The organism is Streptomyces sp. NBC_01445, from assembly GCF_035918235.1.
Taxonomy (GTDB): domain Bacteria; phylum Actinomycetota; class Actinomycetes; order Streptomycetales; family Streptomycetaceae; genus Streptomyces.
In genome coordinates, this window is record NZ_CP109485.1 from 3377847 (window position 1) to 3391943 (window position 14097).

The 14097-nt window shown below is 70.7% G+C and carries 16 protein-coding genes and 2 pseudogenes; 3 read left to right on the top strand and 15 right to left on the bottom strand.

The genetic code is table 11. The features are described from left to right. Positions 1-119: 119 nt before the first annotated feature. The 10 genes and pseudogenes from OG574_RS15345 to OG574_RS15390 form a co-directional block, all read right to left on the bottom strand. Positions 120-323: a cold-shock protein gene (locus OG574_RS15345; RefSeq protein WP_100591190.1), complete on the bottom strand. Its 204-nt coding sequence runs from the start codon at positions 321-323 to the stop codon at positions 120-122. Positions 324-605: 282 nt separating this feature from the next. Beyond that, complete coding sequence (locus OG574_RS15350) at positions 606-1073, bottom strand: hypothetical protein (RefSeq protein WP_326773708.1); 468 nt, start codon at positions 1071-1073, stop codon at positions 606-608. A gap of 44 nt (positions 1074-1117) precedes the next feature. Further along, positions 1118-1585, bottom strand: a complete 468-nt coding sequence (locus OG574_RS15355) for a cupredoxin domain-containing protein (protein WP_326773709.1) — start codon at positions 1583-1585, stop codon at positions 1118-1120. A gap of 169 nt (positions 1586-1754) precedes the next feature. Continuing rightward, complete coding sequence (locus OG574_RS15360; RefSeq protein WP_326778500.1) at positions 1755-2444, bottom strand: M24 family metallopeptidase; 690 nt, start codon at positions 2442-2444, stop codon at positions 1755-1757. Positions 2445-2470: 26 nt separating this feature from the next. After that, positions 2471-3235, bottom strand: coding sequence for a class I SAM-dependent methyltransferase (locus OG574_RS15365; protein ID WP_326773710.1), 765 nt, complete (start codon positions 3233-3235; stop codon positions 2471-2473). A gap of 97 nt (positions 3236-3332) precedes the next feature. Continuing rightward, positions 3333-3806 (bottom strand): annotated as a pseudogene (locus tag OG574_RS15370) (glutamine amidotransferase-related protein); the annotation flags it as partial. Positions 3807-3851: 45 nt separating this feature from the next. Continuing rightward, positions 3852-3977: a hypothetical protein gene (locus tag OG574_RS15375; protein ID WP_326773711.1), complete on the bottom strand. Its 126-nt coding sequence runs from the start codon at positions 3975-3977 to the stop codon at positions 3852-3854. Between the two features lie 52 nt (positions 3978-4029). Continuing rightward, on the bottom strand, positions 4030-4452 hold the full coding sequence (locus tag OG574_RS15380) for a DUF7144 family membrane protein (protein ID WP_326773712.1): 423 nt from the start codon (positions 4450-4452) through the stop codon (positions 4030-4032). Positions 4453-4487: 35 nt separating this feature from the next. Continuing rightward, positions 4488-4967 carry an SHOCT domain-containing protein gene (locus tag OG574_RS15385; RefSeq protein ID WP_326773713.1) on the bottom strand — a complete coding sequence of 160 codons (480 nt, stop codon included), beginning with the start codon at positions 4965-4967 and terminating at the stop codon, positions 4488-4490. A gap of 113 nt (positions 4968-5080) precedes the next feature. Beyond that, positions 5081-5743, bottom strand: coding sequence for an HdeD family acid-resistance protein (locus OG574_RS15390; RefSeq protein ID WP_326773714.1), 663 nt, complete (start codon positions 5741-5743; stop codon positions 5081-5083). 297 nt (positions 5744-6040) lie between these two features. On the opposite strand from OG574_RS15390, the pseudogene OG574_RS15395 reads away from it, so the two are divergent. Beyond that, positions 6041-6388: pseudogene (locus tag OG574_RS15395) on the top strand (DUF2252 family protein); the annotation flags it as partial. A gap of 10 nt (positions 6389-6398) precedes the next feature. Here OG574_RS15395 and OG574_RS15400 read toward each other — a convergent pair. From OG574_RS15400 to OG574_RS15415, 4 genes are all read right to left on the bottom strand, one after another. Beyond that, positions 6399-6608: a hypothetical protein gene (locus tag OG574_RS15400; protein ID WP_100591755.1), complete on the bottom strand. Its 210-nt coding sequence runs from the start codon at positions 6606-6608 to the stop codon at positions 6399-6401. Positions 6609-7043: 435 nt separating this feature from the next. After that, on the bottom strand, positions 7044-9734 hold the full coding sequence (locus tag OG574_RS15405) for a LuxR C-terminal-related transcriptional regulator (RefSeq protein ID WP_326778501.1): 2691 nt from the start codon (positions 9732-9734) through the stop codon (positions 7044-7046). 379 nt (positions 9735-10113) lie between these two features. Then, positions 10114-10344 carry a hypothetical protein gene (locus tag OG574_RS15410; RefSeq protein ID WP_326773715.1) on the bottom strand — a complete coding sequence of 77 codons (231 nt, stop codon included), beginning with the start codon at positions 10342-10344 and terminating at the stop codon, positions 10114-10116. Then, the gene (locus tag OG574_RS15415) at positions 10341-10640 is read right to left on the bottom strand and encodes a hypothetical protein (RefSeq protein WP_326773716.1); all 300 of its coding nucleotides are present in this window, start codon (positions 10638-10640) and stop codon (positions 10341-10343) included. Before OG574_RS15415 ends, OG574_RS15410 begins: the two co-directional genes overlap by 4 nt. A gap of 224 nt (positions 10641-10864) precedes the next feature. Here OG574_RS15415 and OG574_RS15420 point away from each other — a divergent pair, with 224 nt between their 5' ends. Together OG574_RS15420 and OG574_RS15425 are read left to right on the top strand one after the other, a co-directional pair. Further along, positions 10865-11707, top strand: a complete 843-nt coding sequence (locus OG574_RS15420; RefSeq protein WP_326773717.1) for a helix-turn-helix domain-containing protein — start codon at positions 10865-10867, stop codon at positions 11705-11707. After that, positions 11689-11898: a DUF397 domain-containing protein gene (locus OG574_RS15425; RefSeq protein WP_326773718.1), complete on the top strand. Its 210-nt coding sequence runs from the start codon at positions 11689-11691 to the stop codon at positions 11896-11898. The genes OG574_RS15420 and OG574_RS15425 overlap by 19 nt, the downstream gene beginning before the upstream one ends. A gap of 273 nt (positions 11899-12171) precedes the next feature. On the opposite strand, the gene OG574_RS15430 is transcribed toward OG574_RS15425, so the two are convergent. Then, on the bottom strand, positions 12172-13995 hold the full coding sequence (locus tag OG574_RS15430) for a TerD family protein (RefSeq protein ID WP_326773719.1): 1824 nt from the start codon (positions 13993-13995) through the stop codon (positions 12172-12174). Positions 13996-14097: the final 102 nt, after the last annotated feature.

The window sequence follows — 14097 nt, forward strand, 5'->3', positions numbered from 1 at the left end:
GCAGGAACGAGCCGAATCATTGGATGCCAAAAAGATGAACGGCACCCGGAAAAGCAACGAGCTGGGGCCCGCACCCCAAGGTGCGGGCCCCAGCTACGGTCTACGCGTCAGCGACGACGTCAGGCGGGAACGATGTTCTCGGCCGTCGGGCCCTTCTGGCCCTGACCGATGTCGAAGCTCACCTTCTGGCCTTCCTGCAGCTCACGGAAGCCCTGGGCGGCGATGTTCGAGTAGTGGGCGAAGACGTCGGGGCCGCCACCGTCCTGCTCGATGAAGCCGAAACCCTTTTCCGCGTTGAACCACTTCACGGTGCCAGTAGCCATGTCATATCTCCTTCGGGGCAGTGCCCGGAGCCCACACTGTGCGGACTCCTGTCGCCGCGATCATCGCCCCGCCCGGAAAGACACCGGAAACACAGAAGCGCTCCCGCCGGAAATGAATATCCGGCGGAGGCACTCGAAGTTTTGGGAACCACAACTGCAACTAAATCCAACAGTAGCATGCCACCCCGAAATCCCGCAGAACTCCAATTTCCCAGCCCTGCCGCCCGAAAAAAACTTCAGCCTCCCGCCCTCGATTTCTGCACTCGCCGGAACAGATATCACTCAGTGTCCGGAAGCCGACCGCCGGGTCAGGAGCCGTTCGCGACCCCGGCCGACCAGGAGCACGGTCATCGCCACGACGGTCAGGACCTGGGAGATCACCACGAGGTCCTTCTCCGCGTACCAGACGGGTTCGTACATGTCGGGCAGCGGTCCGAATGCGCCGACGTCGACGTAGCGGTAGACGAGCAGGGCCGCGAGCCCGCCGGCCGCGGTGAGCCAGGCGAAGACGTCACCGAGAGACCGGCGCCAGAACAGGACGAGCACGGCGGCGAGCGCGGCGAGGGCGGTCTCGATCCTGAAGAGGGAGCCCTGGCTGATCGTGGCGCTGACGGGGTCGTAGCGGGAGGCGAGGTCCGCGTGCACGTACGCGTTGACGGCGAGCCCGGCGGCGGCGAGGATGCGGGCCGCCGCGCGCCATGGCCGCCGCGCGGGGCGGGGGGACGGGGGGTCGGTCGGTTCATGGGACATGGCGGGGGCCTCCCGGTGACGAGGGCGTGCGGGGTGCGCCGACGTCAGCGGACGGTGAGAGTGCCCTTCATGTTCGGGTGGATGGTGCAGACGTAGGAGTACGAGCCCGGCTTGGACGGCGCGGTGATGGTCGCCGACTTCCCCTGCGCGAGGTCGCCGGTGTCGAAGGACTTGTCGTCGGCGGTCAGCGTGTGCGTGGCCGAGTCCTCGTTGGTGACGGTGATCTTCGTGCCGGGGCTGACCTCGAACGTGGCCGGGTGGAAGGCGAAGTCCTTGATGGTGACCTTCACTTCGCCCTTTCCGCTCTCGGATGGCGAGGGGGACGCCGGGGCAGGGGCGGAGACACTTGCGGAGGCGGACGGGGCGGAGGACACCGAAACGGAAGCGGACGCGGGCGGGGTGCTGCTGGAGGAGGACCCGTCGCCCGAGTCCGAGCATCCGGTGAGGGTGGTGACCAGACACAGGGCGGCGCCGATCAGGGCCGTGTGCGGTCGGCGGTGACGCATGGACATCGTGTCTCCAAGTGGTGTGCGGGGCACGCCGATGTCCGGCAGGAGCCCGGCCCATGCACGGATCCGTCCGTCGGACGGTGAACACGGGTACCGCTAAGAGATGTCGACAGGAGGAGGTCGTCGCACGAGTGACAGCGCCTGAACGGCGTACACAACGGCCTGCATACGGTCATCCCAGGTCGAGAAGCTCCTCGTGGAAGCCGCCGAAGCCGCGCTCGCGGTCGATCAGATGGATCTCCAGGATCCAGTGGCAGTCGCGTCCGGCCCGGTCGGGGCGCCGGAGCCGGGTGGCGTTCCCGGGTGCGATGTACGACTCGATGTCGGCGCCGTCGATCTTCTCGTGCGGGAACTCGCCCACCGGGTGACCGGCGTGCCAGCCGCCCAGTTCCCAGCCGCGTGTGGCGGCCAGTCGGGCGACCTCGGCGTGGAGCGCGGCGCCGGTGATGTCCGGGTCGGCCTCGAAGGCGCGGCGTCCGGCGGCGAAGACCTCGGGCAGGTCGTCGCGCAGCCGGAGCTTGTCGGGGTCGTCACCGAGGACGAAGGTGCGGCCGAAGTCGGCTTCCCACTCCTCGAGGATCGGCCCGAAGTCGGCGAAGGCGATGTCGTCGTGGCCGATGATCCGGTCCGGGGGATTCTCCTTGTACGGGTGGAGGGTGTTCGGGCCGGAGCGCACGATGCGCTTGTGCCAGTGGCGCGTGGGCCCGAACAGTTCGTTCGCGAGGTCGCGGATCCGGTCGCTGACCGCCCGCTCCCCCTCCCCCGGCGCGACCAGCTTCCTCGCCTCGATCTCGGCGAAGAGTTCGGCGGCTTTGGCCTGGGCGTCCAACAGGCGTGCGGCGCGGTCGAGTTCGGTGTGCATGAATCCCCTCCGGTCGGGTGTTCCGCTCAGTTGTGCGCCTCGTCGGCGACGCGGACGGCACGAGCCAGGAAGTACTCGGACTTGTCCTCGTAGCAGACGAGTTGCCAGCCGTTGCCGTCCAGCATGGGCCTCAGATTCGGCTCGCCCAGCGGGTCGTCGGGGCTCAGGGGGCGGCCGTGGCGGGCTGCGCGTTCGGCGCGGCCGGAGGGGTGGAAGAGGAGAAGCGTGCCGCCGGAGGCGGTGACGCGGGCCCATTCCCGCAGGGCTACGGGTGGGGCGGGGAGATGGTCGAGCAGCCCGGCACTGAAGATGCCGTGGGTCGCGCCCGGCGGCAACGGCAGGCGGTGGCAGTCGGCGACCAGCAGGCAGGCCGGACCGGCGCGCCCCTCCCGGGCGGCTGCCGTGAGCATGGCCGAGGTGACGTCCACCCCGAACACCTTCCCTTTGTCCCCCACCCCGGCACGCAGTGCAGGCAGGGCGCGTCCGCTGCCGCAGCCCAGGTCCAGGGCCGTCTGACCGGGGAGAAGTCCCATGCGGGCGACCGCCGCCGCGTACCTCGGCCCGTCGGCGGCGAAGCGCGCCTCCCAGGCATCGGCCCTGGGCGTGAAGAACGTACGGGTGGCGGTGTGCGCGGCGCGCGCGGCCACCAGCGCCGCGAACCGCCCGAACACCAGGTCCCGGTACGGGGCCGGCTCGGCCGGTTGACCCGACGCGGCATCGCGGATGCCGGGAGCGGTGGCGGCCTCTTCCGGGAATGCCGTCACGAAGGCGTCCACGGGGGCCTCGTCCACTTCCAGGTGAAACTGCAGCCCCCACGCCCACCCGGAACGCCTGCACCGGATCCCGCTCGCAGGAGGCCAACAGCGCCGCGCCGTCGGGAAGTTCCATGGTGTCGCCGTGCCGGTGCGGCACGCGCAGCCGCTCGGGCGCACCCGCGAACAGCGGATCCCGGTCGGCCGCCGGGCCGGTGCGTACCTCACCCCACCCCAGCTGCGAGCCGGAACCCGTACGGGCCGCGCCGCCCGCCGCAACGGCGAGAAGCCGGGCCCCCAGACCCACCGCGAGCACCGGCACCTCGGCGGCCAACGCCTCGCGCAGCAGAGCCAGTTCGGCACGACGCGCGGGGAACCCGGCATCGCTGTGAGCGGCCAGGGGCCCGCCCATCACCACCAGCGCCTCGACCCCGGCCAGGCTCTCCGGCAGCGGATTCCCCGCCCACACCCGGCACACCCGCAGCCGCAGCCCGGCCGCCACCAGTGCCTCACCGATCGCGTAGGGCCCCTCCTCGCGCACATGCTGCACCACCAGTACGCCCACAGCCTCGCCCCACTCCGCACATGCAGCCCAGAACAGCCTGATCACACAGTGCGTGCGAGTCAATAAGACTATTCAAGCCGCACAAGCGGCTCATCTCCAGCTCCGCCAGCAGACGTCGCGGACGGAGCGCTCGTCGGCGGCGAGCTGCTTGACGTACTGGGCGGCCGCGTCGGGGGCGAGGCCGCCAGGGGCGACGGACCCGGACGAGCGGGTCATCCTCGCGCCTGCAGGTTTCCCTCTGCGTCACGTACACGCCGTGAGGTGCGCCCTAGAACCAGTCGGACTCGTCCTTCCGGACCACGCACAGCGCCCAGATGATGAAGCCCGAGATCGCGATCAGCACGACCGACCAGACCGGGTAGTACGGCAGGGAGAGGAAGTTGGCGATGATGACGAGCCCGGCGATGGCCACGCCGCCGACACGTGCCCACGTCGCGGTCTGGAGCAGCCCGAAGCTGACGATCACCGCGAGTACGCCCAGGACGAGGTGGACCCAGCCCCAGCCGGTCAGGTCGAACTGGAAGATGTAGTTGCGTGTGGTGACGAAGATGTCGTCCTTGGCGATCCCCATGATGCCCCGGCAGATGCCGAGCACACCGACGAGCATGAGCATGACGCCGGCGAAGATCGTCAGGCCGCCTGCCCACGCCTGCTTCGTCGTGTCGGCCTGCTGCGAGTGTGTCGCGGTCATGGTGGTGCCTCGTTTCGTGTTCGTCCGGCACGCGCTCAGCGTCCGGAGCCGGAGGAGCCGGAGGCGGTGTCGGTACCCGGGCCTTCGGCCGGACCGTGGCCGGCCAGCACCAGTTGCTTCGCCTTGTTGAACTCCTCGTCCGTGATGTCGCCGCGGGCGCGGATCTCGGACAGCCTGGCCAGCTCGTCGACGCTGCTGGGCCGGTCCGTACCGCCCGCGGTCTTCTTGATGTAGCTGTCGAAGGCCTTCTGCTGCTCACGGGCCTGCGCGATCTCCCGGCGGCCCATGTTCTTGCCGCGGGCGATCATGTAGACGAAGACGCCCAGGAAGGGCAGGAGGATGGTGAACGCCAGCCAGCCGGCTTTCGCCCAGCCGCCCATGTCGTCGTCACGGAAGATGTCGCCGATGATGCGGAACAACAGGACGAACCACATGATCCACAGGAAGAACCAGAGCATGCTCCAGAAGACGCTCAGCAGGGGATAGTCGTACGCCAGGTACATCTGCGCGTTCATGTCTCTTCTCCGTCCCGGGCGCTCGCCCAGCCGCCTTTGCCTGCCGTCTTCAGCCTGGGCCGACGGCGGCCGGTTGGCCTCACCCGACGGGGGTGAGCTCGGTGGGTGGGGTGTCAGGCCGTCGGGGCCTGGCCGGGCGAGCCCGTGACGCCCGCCTTGCGAAGCGCGGACCGCCAGGCGAAGGCGACCGCCGCCTCGGCCAGAGCGAGCAGGACGAGCCACAGGCCGAGCAGCCGGGTCAGGGCCTGTGCCGACTCGGCAGGCAGGGCCAGTACGACGATCCCCGCGACGATGCCGAGCACCGCGACGCCCAGGAGCACGCCGCGGTACGGCAGGTCCTTGGCGGCGATGGCGGTGTAGAGGGTGAGAACGCCGGACACGAGCCAGACGATGCCGACGATCAGGGAGAGCGCGGTGATGGTCTGCAGCGGGTTCCTCAGGCACAGCACCCCGGCCAGGAGGAACAGCACGGCCAGGAGCAGCCCCGACAGCCGTTCGCCGAGCTCCTCCCGCGCGAAGACGGCCACGAACCGGAACACCCCCATGGCCAGCAGGTACAGGCCGATGAGAATTGCCAGGACGTGCAGTGTCTCCTTCGGCCAGACCAGGATCAGGACGCCGGGCACCAGCGTGACGACCGCCGAGCCCAGGATCCAGGTCCATGAGCGGCCCAGTCGCGCCAGTGCGTCGGCGGGATCGTCGGCCGGCCGGGGGGCCGCCCCGCCGGCGGGGGGTTCCGGTCCGGTCTGCGGCGCCGGACCACGCGGCATGGTCATGGCTCCTCCTCGCACGATCGAGCGGGTCGTTCCCGGACCGCCGAAGGGACCGGCGATACGCGGGGACCTGACCGCCTCAGCGTCCCGCGCGCCGCAGCCCGCCGGGTCACCCGCGGCGGGTGATCCGGCGGCGCCACGCCAGGGCGATGAGATGGAACCGGAGGCGTTCGCACGCCCTGCGACTGGACGTGCGGCGGACGGGAACGAAGAGCGACGAGATGAGCGATCACACGGCCGCCCGGACGGATGCCGGCCGATCCGGACTCGCCCCGGCCGATCCGGACCCGACCCGGCGGAGGCGGCGACGGGCAGGACCGGGACTTCTACGTGCGCCAGGTGCGCGACTGGAAGGTCATCGCGCGGCCGGAGAGCATGGATCCGGGCCTGCTCACCCTCTTCGGCCGGCTGTGCGGGAGGACGGTCGTCGCGCAGTCGGCGACGACCTTCGCCCAGAGCCCGTCGAGGGCCTCCCTGGCACGGGCCCACGCCCGCTCCGGCGACCCCATCGCCATCGCCGCGTACCTGGGCGTCAGCAACCGATTCGACCGCGCGCTCACCGGGTTCGCCCACTCCTGTGCCGACCGGAACGAGCGGGACGTCGAGGTGCTGGGAGCGGCCTGCCGCTCCGGGCGGATCAGGGCGGAGCGCCCCCTGATCAGTCGGCCATGCCCTCCGGCAACTGCCGCATCTCCAGCACCCGCAGTCCCAGCGACTGGAGCCGGGCCAGCAGCCCGTACAGGTGCGCATCGTCCACGACGGGGCCGAACAGGACCGTCTGGCCGGCCATCATCACGTGGCCCAGCTCAGGGAAGGCCTTGGTCAGCGTTTCCGACATGTGTCCCTCGACGCGGATCTCGTAACGCATGGGCTTTTCTCCCGCGAGCAGCGTGGGGCGATGGGCGACGTCCTTACCTGCGAGCGTCCGCCTCTGCGCCCGGCCCGGCCTCACCCGGTACAGGTGACCGGCCTTCTCCGGCGCACGACGACGGCTCAGTGCTTCAGGACGATCTCGAAGGTGATGATCAGCAGACCGAGCGCCAGGTCGACCAAGGCGGTGACGCCCATGAGACGCCGGGGCACCGGCTCAGCGTTGGTGCCTCCTCGGGCTCGGCTCAGAGCGTCGGTCCGGTCACCCCGGCCCCGCTCACGCTTCCCCTCGCATCGCCCTTCCCGTCGCAGCCTAGGTACGCGCACCGCGCCTCACCCGCCACGGGGAGAGGGACTGAGCTCGCGGCAGAGCCGGCGTGTTCGGTCCCGGCCGCCGAATCCCGTTCACACCGGTCCGAGTTCGCGCGCGGCTTCACACCAGTCCGAGTTCGCGCGCGCGGCGCACCGCTTCGTTGCGCCGGTTCACCGCCAGCTTCCGGTAGACGCTCTTGAGATGGGTCTTCACCGTGTTCACCGACACGTAGAGGTCGGCGGCGATCTCCTCGGTCGACATCATCCGGGCCAGCCGCTCCAGCACGTCCCGCTCGCGTCCGCTCAGCTCCTCCGCGACGAGCGCAGCGGGCCGGGCGTCGACCGGGGCCGGTTCACCAGGACGCGACGGAGCGGGCGCCAGCCAGTCCGCGGCCAGCTCCTGGAGCGGCGCGGCGGACAGGAGGGGGCGGATCCACGGCCGCGCATCGAGGAAGGGTCTGCGAAGCCGCTCGCGCCGGGCGCTGAGGAGTGCCTGCGCGACGAGCCTGTGTGCTGTGGCGTCGTCTCCCGCCCCCAGCGCGGCCTGTGCCCTGACCAGCGCTGCCCGAACGGTCACCGCCGGCCCGGTCCGGCCCCCGGTGTCGATGCTGTCGAGCAGACCGACGGCCTCTTCCGGGCGACCTGCGGCGAGCAGCATCCGCGCGGCTTCCACAGCGCAGGCCGGCTGGTCGCCGGAGACGTCCTGGAGCACCTCGGCGGCCGTCCGAAGCCGTCCTTCGGCCATGTGCGCGGCCGAGGCGACCAGCACCTCCTGGCCCGCCGCCCAGGGCGAGGCCACAAGGACGCGGATGCCTGGGTCCGCCGCCTCGACGGCGGCCCGAGCGTGGCCCTGGACCAGCAGGAGACGCGCCTTGGTGATGGCCCGGACCGCGGCGATCACCGGATCGTGCGTCGCGGAGGGGAGTTGGGCCGTCTCGTCGAGAAGGGTCTGCGCCCGGCTCAGCTCGTCGCGGTCCACGGCCACGGCGGCCAGCACCAGCAACCCGATGCCCGTGCCGGCACCGGAGACGTCCGGCTCGGGCAGACGGAACCTCTCCGCCTCGGAGGCACCCGCGAGCGCCTTGCGCTCCGCCCTGCCGATCCAGCCGTTCAGGTAGTCGATCAGTGCCAGGTGCCCCAGCGACTCCTCACGGGGCAGCACGGTGGACGCCTCGCCCTGGGTGCCCGCCACTGTGGTCAGGGCGGCACGCGCGTCCTCGAAGCGCCCGGCCCACAGGCGGGTGGAGCCGAGATGGGTCATGAGGAGGGCATGGAGTTCGGGATGCCTGTCCAGGAGATGCTCCGGGACCTCCCGCCGGAGCCGGGCGGCCGCCTCAGCGGCCTCCTCGGCCTGCTCGGGAGAACCGGTCAGCCGGGCGGCCAGCGTCTCCAGCAGCGCACAGCTCAGCTGCGCGGCCGCCCCGGCGTGCGGGTCGGCGGCAAGCCGCTCCTCGGCGCGGCGCAGATGGGAGAGACCGCGCTCGACGTCGCACCGGGACAGGTCACGGGCCGCCCGGACGAGCTCCGGCGCGGGGCCGGTGGCCTCGGGGTCCATCCCGGAGAACAACTGGTCGAGGTCGGCCGAGCGCAGACCGGTGAAGAGCTGCCCGATCGCCAGGTCGTCGACGAGGGCGCCGGCGGTGAAACCCCAGTCGCCCGAAGCGGCGCCGTGAGCGAGTGTCTCCGGGAGGGATCCGGATCGGCGCAGCCACAGCGCGGCCCGTCGGTGGAGTTCGGGCTCAAGGCCCGGCAGGCGGACCCGCAGGTGGGCCCGGAGTATCTCCCCGAACAACGGGTGGAGCCGGTACCACGAGTGCCCGAGGTCCTCGACGAACGCGTTCGCGCGGTGCAGCTCGACGAGCAGGGGCTCGGCGTCGGTCCGCCCGGTCAGCGCGTTCGCCAGATCAGGACTGAAACGCTGGAGGACGCTGACGCGCAGCAGGAGATCCTGTGTCTCCTCCGGCTGCCGCTTGAGCACCTCGGCCAGCAGGAAGTCCGCGACCGTGCTCCGGTCCGCCTCGAACTCCTTCAGATAGAGCTCCGGGGCCGCGCTCTCCCGCGCGGCCAGGGCGCACAGGCACAGGCCGGCGGCCCAGCCCCGGGTGCGGTCCACCAGGCCGCGCGCGGCGTCGACCGGCAGGCGCAGGCCGTGCAGTTCCAGCAGCGGGACGGCCTCCTCAGGAGTGAAGGCCAGCTCGGCGCCGCGCAGCTCTGTCAGCTCGCCGGCTGCCCGGTAACGGTGCAACGGCAGCAGGGGTTCGGTGCGGGTGACGAGGACCAGGCGCATGCCCTGCCCGGCGTGGTGCAGGACGAATTCCAGCTGCTCCGCGACCTCGGGGGTGGTCACGCGGTCGAACTCGTCGATCACGACGGTCACCGGCTGGTCGCGTGCGTCCAGATCGGCGGCGAGCGCCGCCAGCAGCTTGCGGTCCACGCGGGCCGCCTCCATCGGCACCCCGACCGCGCCGGAGACCGGCGCACCGCACGCGCGCAGAGCCTCCAGCACGTACGCCCAGAACACACCGGGCTGCCGGTCCTCGTTCTCAGCGGTGAGCCAGGCGACCGGCTGTGGCAGGCCGGCGGCCCAGTCGGCGGCCAGCAGGGTCTTGCCCGCGCCCGCCGCTCCGTTGATCAGGGTCAGCCGGGTCCGAAGAGCCTTGTCGAGGTGCCGGTCGAGCCGCTGCCGCCGCAGGTAGACAGCGGGTCGCGTCGGCAAGGTGATCCGCGTGCGGAGAAACGAGTCCCCCAGAGGATCAACGCCCGGAACACTCTGCCCGGCCGCTCCAGCAGCATCCTCGTGGATCTCCGCCACAGCGCTCACCACCGCTGCCTTCCAGGGGCCGAGTCATGGGCCCGCCCACCCACAGGATCCCAGCGTTTCCGGCTGTGCGCGCGGGGGCGGTTTTCTCGACGGGGAATGCAGGGCGTGCCAGCCCCCGCACATCAACGGTCACCGCACTCTCAAGAACGGCGTCAGGAATCGCTCGCCCGCACGAGCCGCCGACAGCAAGGAAATGCCCCCAGGCAGCACGAAGAAGACTCCCGCGGGTGGGGGCATGCCCCCGGTTTCCGCGCGCGGGCAGATCAGGAAGCCCGCCGGGCCGCCGAGAGGGTCCTCGTCGTCCTGGGGCAGCGCGGGGAGCACGAGGAGGGCGTCGGCGGGACTCCACGCTCGGAGGACTGTCGCACCGTCAGATGCCGTGCCTGCTGCGGGCGTTCGCCTCGGCCACCAGGGCGCGCAGCAACTCGTCCTGGGTCAGGAGCCGGAGGTCGCCGGTCTGGGCGTCCCATTCGCGGCCACCGGCCAGCGGACGGATCTGGAGATACGGCCCTTCATGGCCCATGACCCGCCCGAACCGGTCGCGCACGGTGTCGTGGACGGCGTCTCCCACCTCCAGGAACGGGACCGGCTCCGGCGTCACGAACCGACCGCCTTGGCGATCACAGCCGCCAGCTGCAGCGCCACGGGCGCCGAGCAGACCCCTAGGTGGACGAGCGCGTAGCGGCTCTCACCCTCTCCGTCGCCCACCCACGGTGTGCGGACGTCCATGGCGGGGAGCTGGACTCCGGCCCGGCTGAGAGCACCGGCCAGGGCGTCGCGGGCATCGAGCGCTTCCTGGACCTTGGGCGTGCGGGGTTTCGAAGGGCCCGTGACGATGGCGGTGTGGCCGGTGGCGGGGGTGATCGAGTGGTGCGGGGGCCGCTGTGTGGGGGGCATATGTGTCCTCGTCCTTCGCCGGTCGTTCTGTCGGGTTCGTCGGTCCGACTGATTCCATGACCCCGGCAAGCTGCGTGAATTACGCTGCGTAGTCCGGGTGTTACGAGGATGCGCCCGGATGTGACCGATCACGCCGTGGACGTGCGGTGCTTCCCCGCCGTACGGCGCTGGTTCCACACCTTCCACACCGACCACGAGCCGGCGCTCGGAGGGGAGTCGGCCGTATGCCGCAGCGACGGGTCATCACCGGCCGCAGCCAGGAGCCGCGTCAGAGGTTCGCCGAGGAGCTGCGGACCCTGCGGGCCGGGAGCGGGACGAGTCTGCGGCAGCTCGGCGAGCGGCTGGGCTGGGACTACTCCCTGTTCGGCAAGATGGAGAAGGGCGAGACGCTCGGCAGCCCCGAGGTCGTCCAGGCCCTGGACCAGCACTACGGGACGCCGGGACTGTTACTGGCGCTGTGGGAGCTCGCCGCCGGGGACCATACGCAGTTCCGCGAGCGGTACCGGCGGTACATGGCGCTGGAGGCCGAGGCGGTGAGTCTGTGGCACTTCGCGGTGAGCGTGCTGCCGGGGTTGCTGCAGACGCCGGGGTATGCGCGCGAGGTGTTGGCGGCGGGCGGGCTCCGGGGGAAGGAGCTGGAGCAGCAGGTCGAAGCCCGGATGGGGCGGCGGGAGTTGCTGGAGGGAGAGGACGCGCCGCCGTTCCGGACGATCCTGTCGGAGGCGGTGCTGAGGACGCCGTTGCGGGAAGTGGCGCAGTGGCGTGGGCAGTTGGAGTACCTGATGGAAGCTGCGGACCGCCCCCATGTGACGGTCCACGTGCTTCTGCACGGTGCAGGGCTGCACGGTCTCATGAGCGCAGACATGTGGTATCTACTCCTTCCCGAGGGCAGGACCGTCGCGTATACCGAGAACGGATACCGGGGCGAACTCATCGAGGAATCTGCACCTGTTGTGCGTTTGCAGAAGACGTACGATGCGGTGCGCGACCTGGCGCTCACCCCGGCGGAATCGCGCAAGTTCATTCTGCGGATGTTGGAGGAAGCAACGTGCGAACCATCGACCTGAGCGACGCTTCTTGGCGGAAGAGCAGCTACAGCAACCAGGACGGTGGCGCCTGCGTCGAGGTCTCTGACGACTTCACGGTCATCGTCCCGGTACGGGACAGCAAGGTTTCGCACGGGCCGGTGCTCGTGTTCCCGGCCGCCGGCTGGTCCTCCTTCGTCTCAGCAGTCAAGGGCGGACAGCTGAGCGCCTGAACGAGCAAGCCGACGGCCCCGCGACGATGCGCCTCGCGGGGCCGCCTCGCACTTGTGAAACCTCAGGCCAGGCGTCCTTCTTCACCGGCTCAAGAATCGCCACGCACTCCACGTGATGCGTCATCGGAAAGACATCACCACGGGAGTGCACTGACATACTCGCAGGTCAGTGGCAGTTTACGGCACTACTGGAAGGCCCCTCGGGCGCCCAGAGCGTCAAACGAGCGTCACGACCTGCCGGTAGCAGCAGCTGGCCAACTGGGAGTCCGTCGGTCATTCGGCGACGTCGACGCCGTAGCCGCGAGCGAGGTCGGCCAGGCCATGGTCATAGCCCTGTCCGACGGCACGCAGCCGCCATCCGTCGCCTCTGCGGTAGAGCTCGGCGAGGATCATGGTGCGCTCGGTGGTGGCGGCGTCGAGGGTGGCCCGGGCGGCCGGGGCCGCGCCGATCCCGCAGGTGGCGGTGAACTCGATGGCTCCGACGTCGGAGAAGGTCGCGGCACCGTCGATCGCGGCGGCGATGACGACCCGGTGGATCTCCAGGAGTAGGCGTTCCAGGTCGGCGGTGACGGCCTGTTCCGTCGGGCCGTCCGTGGCGAGCCGCACGGTCCCGTCCGGGTGCTCAAGGGCGCCGTAGAAGACGAAGTCCTCGTCGCCCGGGACCTGTTCCTGCGCGTCGACCGCGAAGGCGACTACGTCCACATCGCAGGCGGTCTGCTGACGCCAGGAGGCGGCCACCGTCCAGGGCATTGCGGTGTCGGACAGATCGATGACGGCACCTCGGACCAGTACCTCCACCGCGTCCGGCTGGTTCAAGGCCGAGTTCTGTGGCGGCGCAGGCGTGGGCGCGAGGAGCCAGTCCGCGTCGTGCACGCGAAGGCCGAGGGCGGCGATGCGCGTCATGCGCCGGTCCGTTTCGCCGCCGGGAAGCACGACGACGTCGGTCACGCCGGCCGAGAGGTTGACCGCCGCGGAGGCGCCAAGGGCGACAGCACGACCACGTGCTTCGGCGGCCTCGTCGTGAGTGCCGCCCAGAACCAGGACCCTGCGTCCGGTGAGTGACCAGTCCGCACCGGCGGTGGGCGTGGCCGTGCGCTGTGCCGGGACGCTCGGTACGGGTTCGGGTTGTGCGGTCGTCGCACTCACGGGCGTTTCGGCTGCGCGACGCTGCCGGGCGGTGCCCTTGGCCTGGCCGGGCCGCACACTCTCCAGCAGCCGCAGATAGGTCGGCTCGTCCACGAGCGGCACACCCTCGTCCGCGGCGCGACGCAGCTTCCCGGACGCGGCGCCGGGGTCGTTGGTGACAACGACGCTGGTCTGGCCGCTGACCGAGGTCATCATGTTCAGCCCGGCCGCCACCGAGCGGGCGACCAGTTCCTCACGGGAGACCTGGGTGTCCCCGGTGATGGCGACCTTCATCCCCTGCACCAGCGCCCCGCCCGACTCCAGGCGGCCCGGATTGCGGTACGCGCAGGGCGCCTTGGGGACATACGGCCTGTAGTCCTGGCGAGGTGGGCACTCCAGGAGCGGCAGGGACAGGCCCAGTTGCTCGGCCGCGCCCAGCGAGCCGCGCAGGATGCCGGAGAGCACCCGTACGTCGTCCTGCGCGTCGTGAGCCTTCTCCTGGCGCACCCCGTAGTGCGCGGCAAGAGTGCCCAGTTTGAGATCGGACGTCGCGGGCCCGACCAGGCGGTTGAGAGCCAGTGTGCACAGGCGTCTGCTCACCGGCACCCAGGACCGGACGTGGGCGAACTCATGGGCCAGGAAGTCGTAGTCGAACTGCGCGTTGTGGGCGACCAGGACCCGGCTGCTGAGCAGTGCCCCCACCCGCGGTGCGATCTCCTGGAAGGTGGGAGCGCCGGCGAGACGGTCGGGGGTGAGGCCGTGGATGTGCACGGGGCCGGGATCGCAGCCCGGGTCGAGGAGGGTGGAGAACTCCCCTGTCTGGTTTCCGTGTGCGTCCAGCGTGAGGATCGCGAGCGAGAGGACACGGTCCCGGCCGGGCCTCAGCCCGGAGGTCTCCACGTCCACCAGCGCCCAGTCGTGGGAGTAGTCGGGAAGAGTGGGCCACTTCGTGCTCGACGACAGCAGGGCCATACGAGGCTCCCCTCCCTCGGGTGCGGCAGGCGGCGGCGCCCTCTGCGCGATGATGATCGACCGGTGGGATTTTCGCACGCAATGGGCGGCTTTCGTGGTGCG

Bases quoted from the DNA above. Each gene is read 5' to 3' on its own strand.
- OG574_RS15385 (WP_326773713.1), bottom strand. From the start codon at position 4,967: ATGAACGCGCAGATGTACCTGGCGTACGACTATCCCCTGCTGAGCGTC.
- OG574_RS15350 (WP_326773708.1), bottom strand. From the start codon at position 1,073: ATGTCCCATGAACCGACCGACCCCCCGTCCCCCCGCCCCGCGCGGCGG.
- OG574_RS15355 (WP_326773709.1), bottom strand. From the start codon at position 1,585: ATGTCCATGCGTCACCGCCGACCGCACACGGCCCTGATCGGCGCCGCC.
- OG574_RS15380 (WP_326773712.1), bottom strand. From the start codon at position 4,452: ATGACCGCGACACACTCGCAGCAGGCCGACACGACGAAGCAGGCGTGG.
- OG574_RS15375 (WP_326773711.1), bottom strand. From the start codon at position 3,977: ATGACCCGCTCGTCCGGGTCCGTCGCCCCTGGCGGCCTCGCCCCCGAC.
- OG574_RS15400 (WP_100591755.1), bottom strand. From the start codon at position 6,608: ATGCGTTACGAGATCCGCGTCGAGGGACACATGTCGGAAACGCTGACC.
- OG574_RS15360 (WP_326778500.1), bottom strand. From the start codon at position 2,444: ATGCACACCGAACTCGACCGCGCCGCACGCCTGTTGGACGCCCAGGCC.
- OG574_RS15430 (WP_326773719.1), bottom strand. From the start codon at position 13,995: ATGGCCCTGCTGTCGTCGAGCACGAAGTGGCCCACTCTTCCCGACTAC.
- OG574_RS15415 (WP_326773716.1), bottom strand. From the start codon at position 10,640: ATGCCCCCCACACAGCGGCCCCCGCACCACTCGATCACCCCCGCCACC.
- OG574_RS15345 (WP_100591190.1), bottom strand. From the start codon at position 323: ATGGCTACTGGCACCGTGAAGTGGTTCAACGCGGAAAAGGGTTTCGGC.
- OG574_RS15390 (WP_326773714.1), bottom strand. From the start codon at position 5,743: ATGACCATGCCGCGTGGTCCGGCGCCGCAGACCGGACCGGAACCCCCC.
- OG574_RS15420 (WP_326773717.1), top strand. From the start codon at position 10,865: ATGCCGCAGCGACGGGTCATCACCGGCCGCAGCCAGGAGCCGCGTCAG.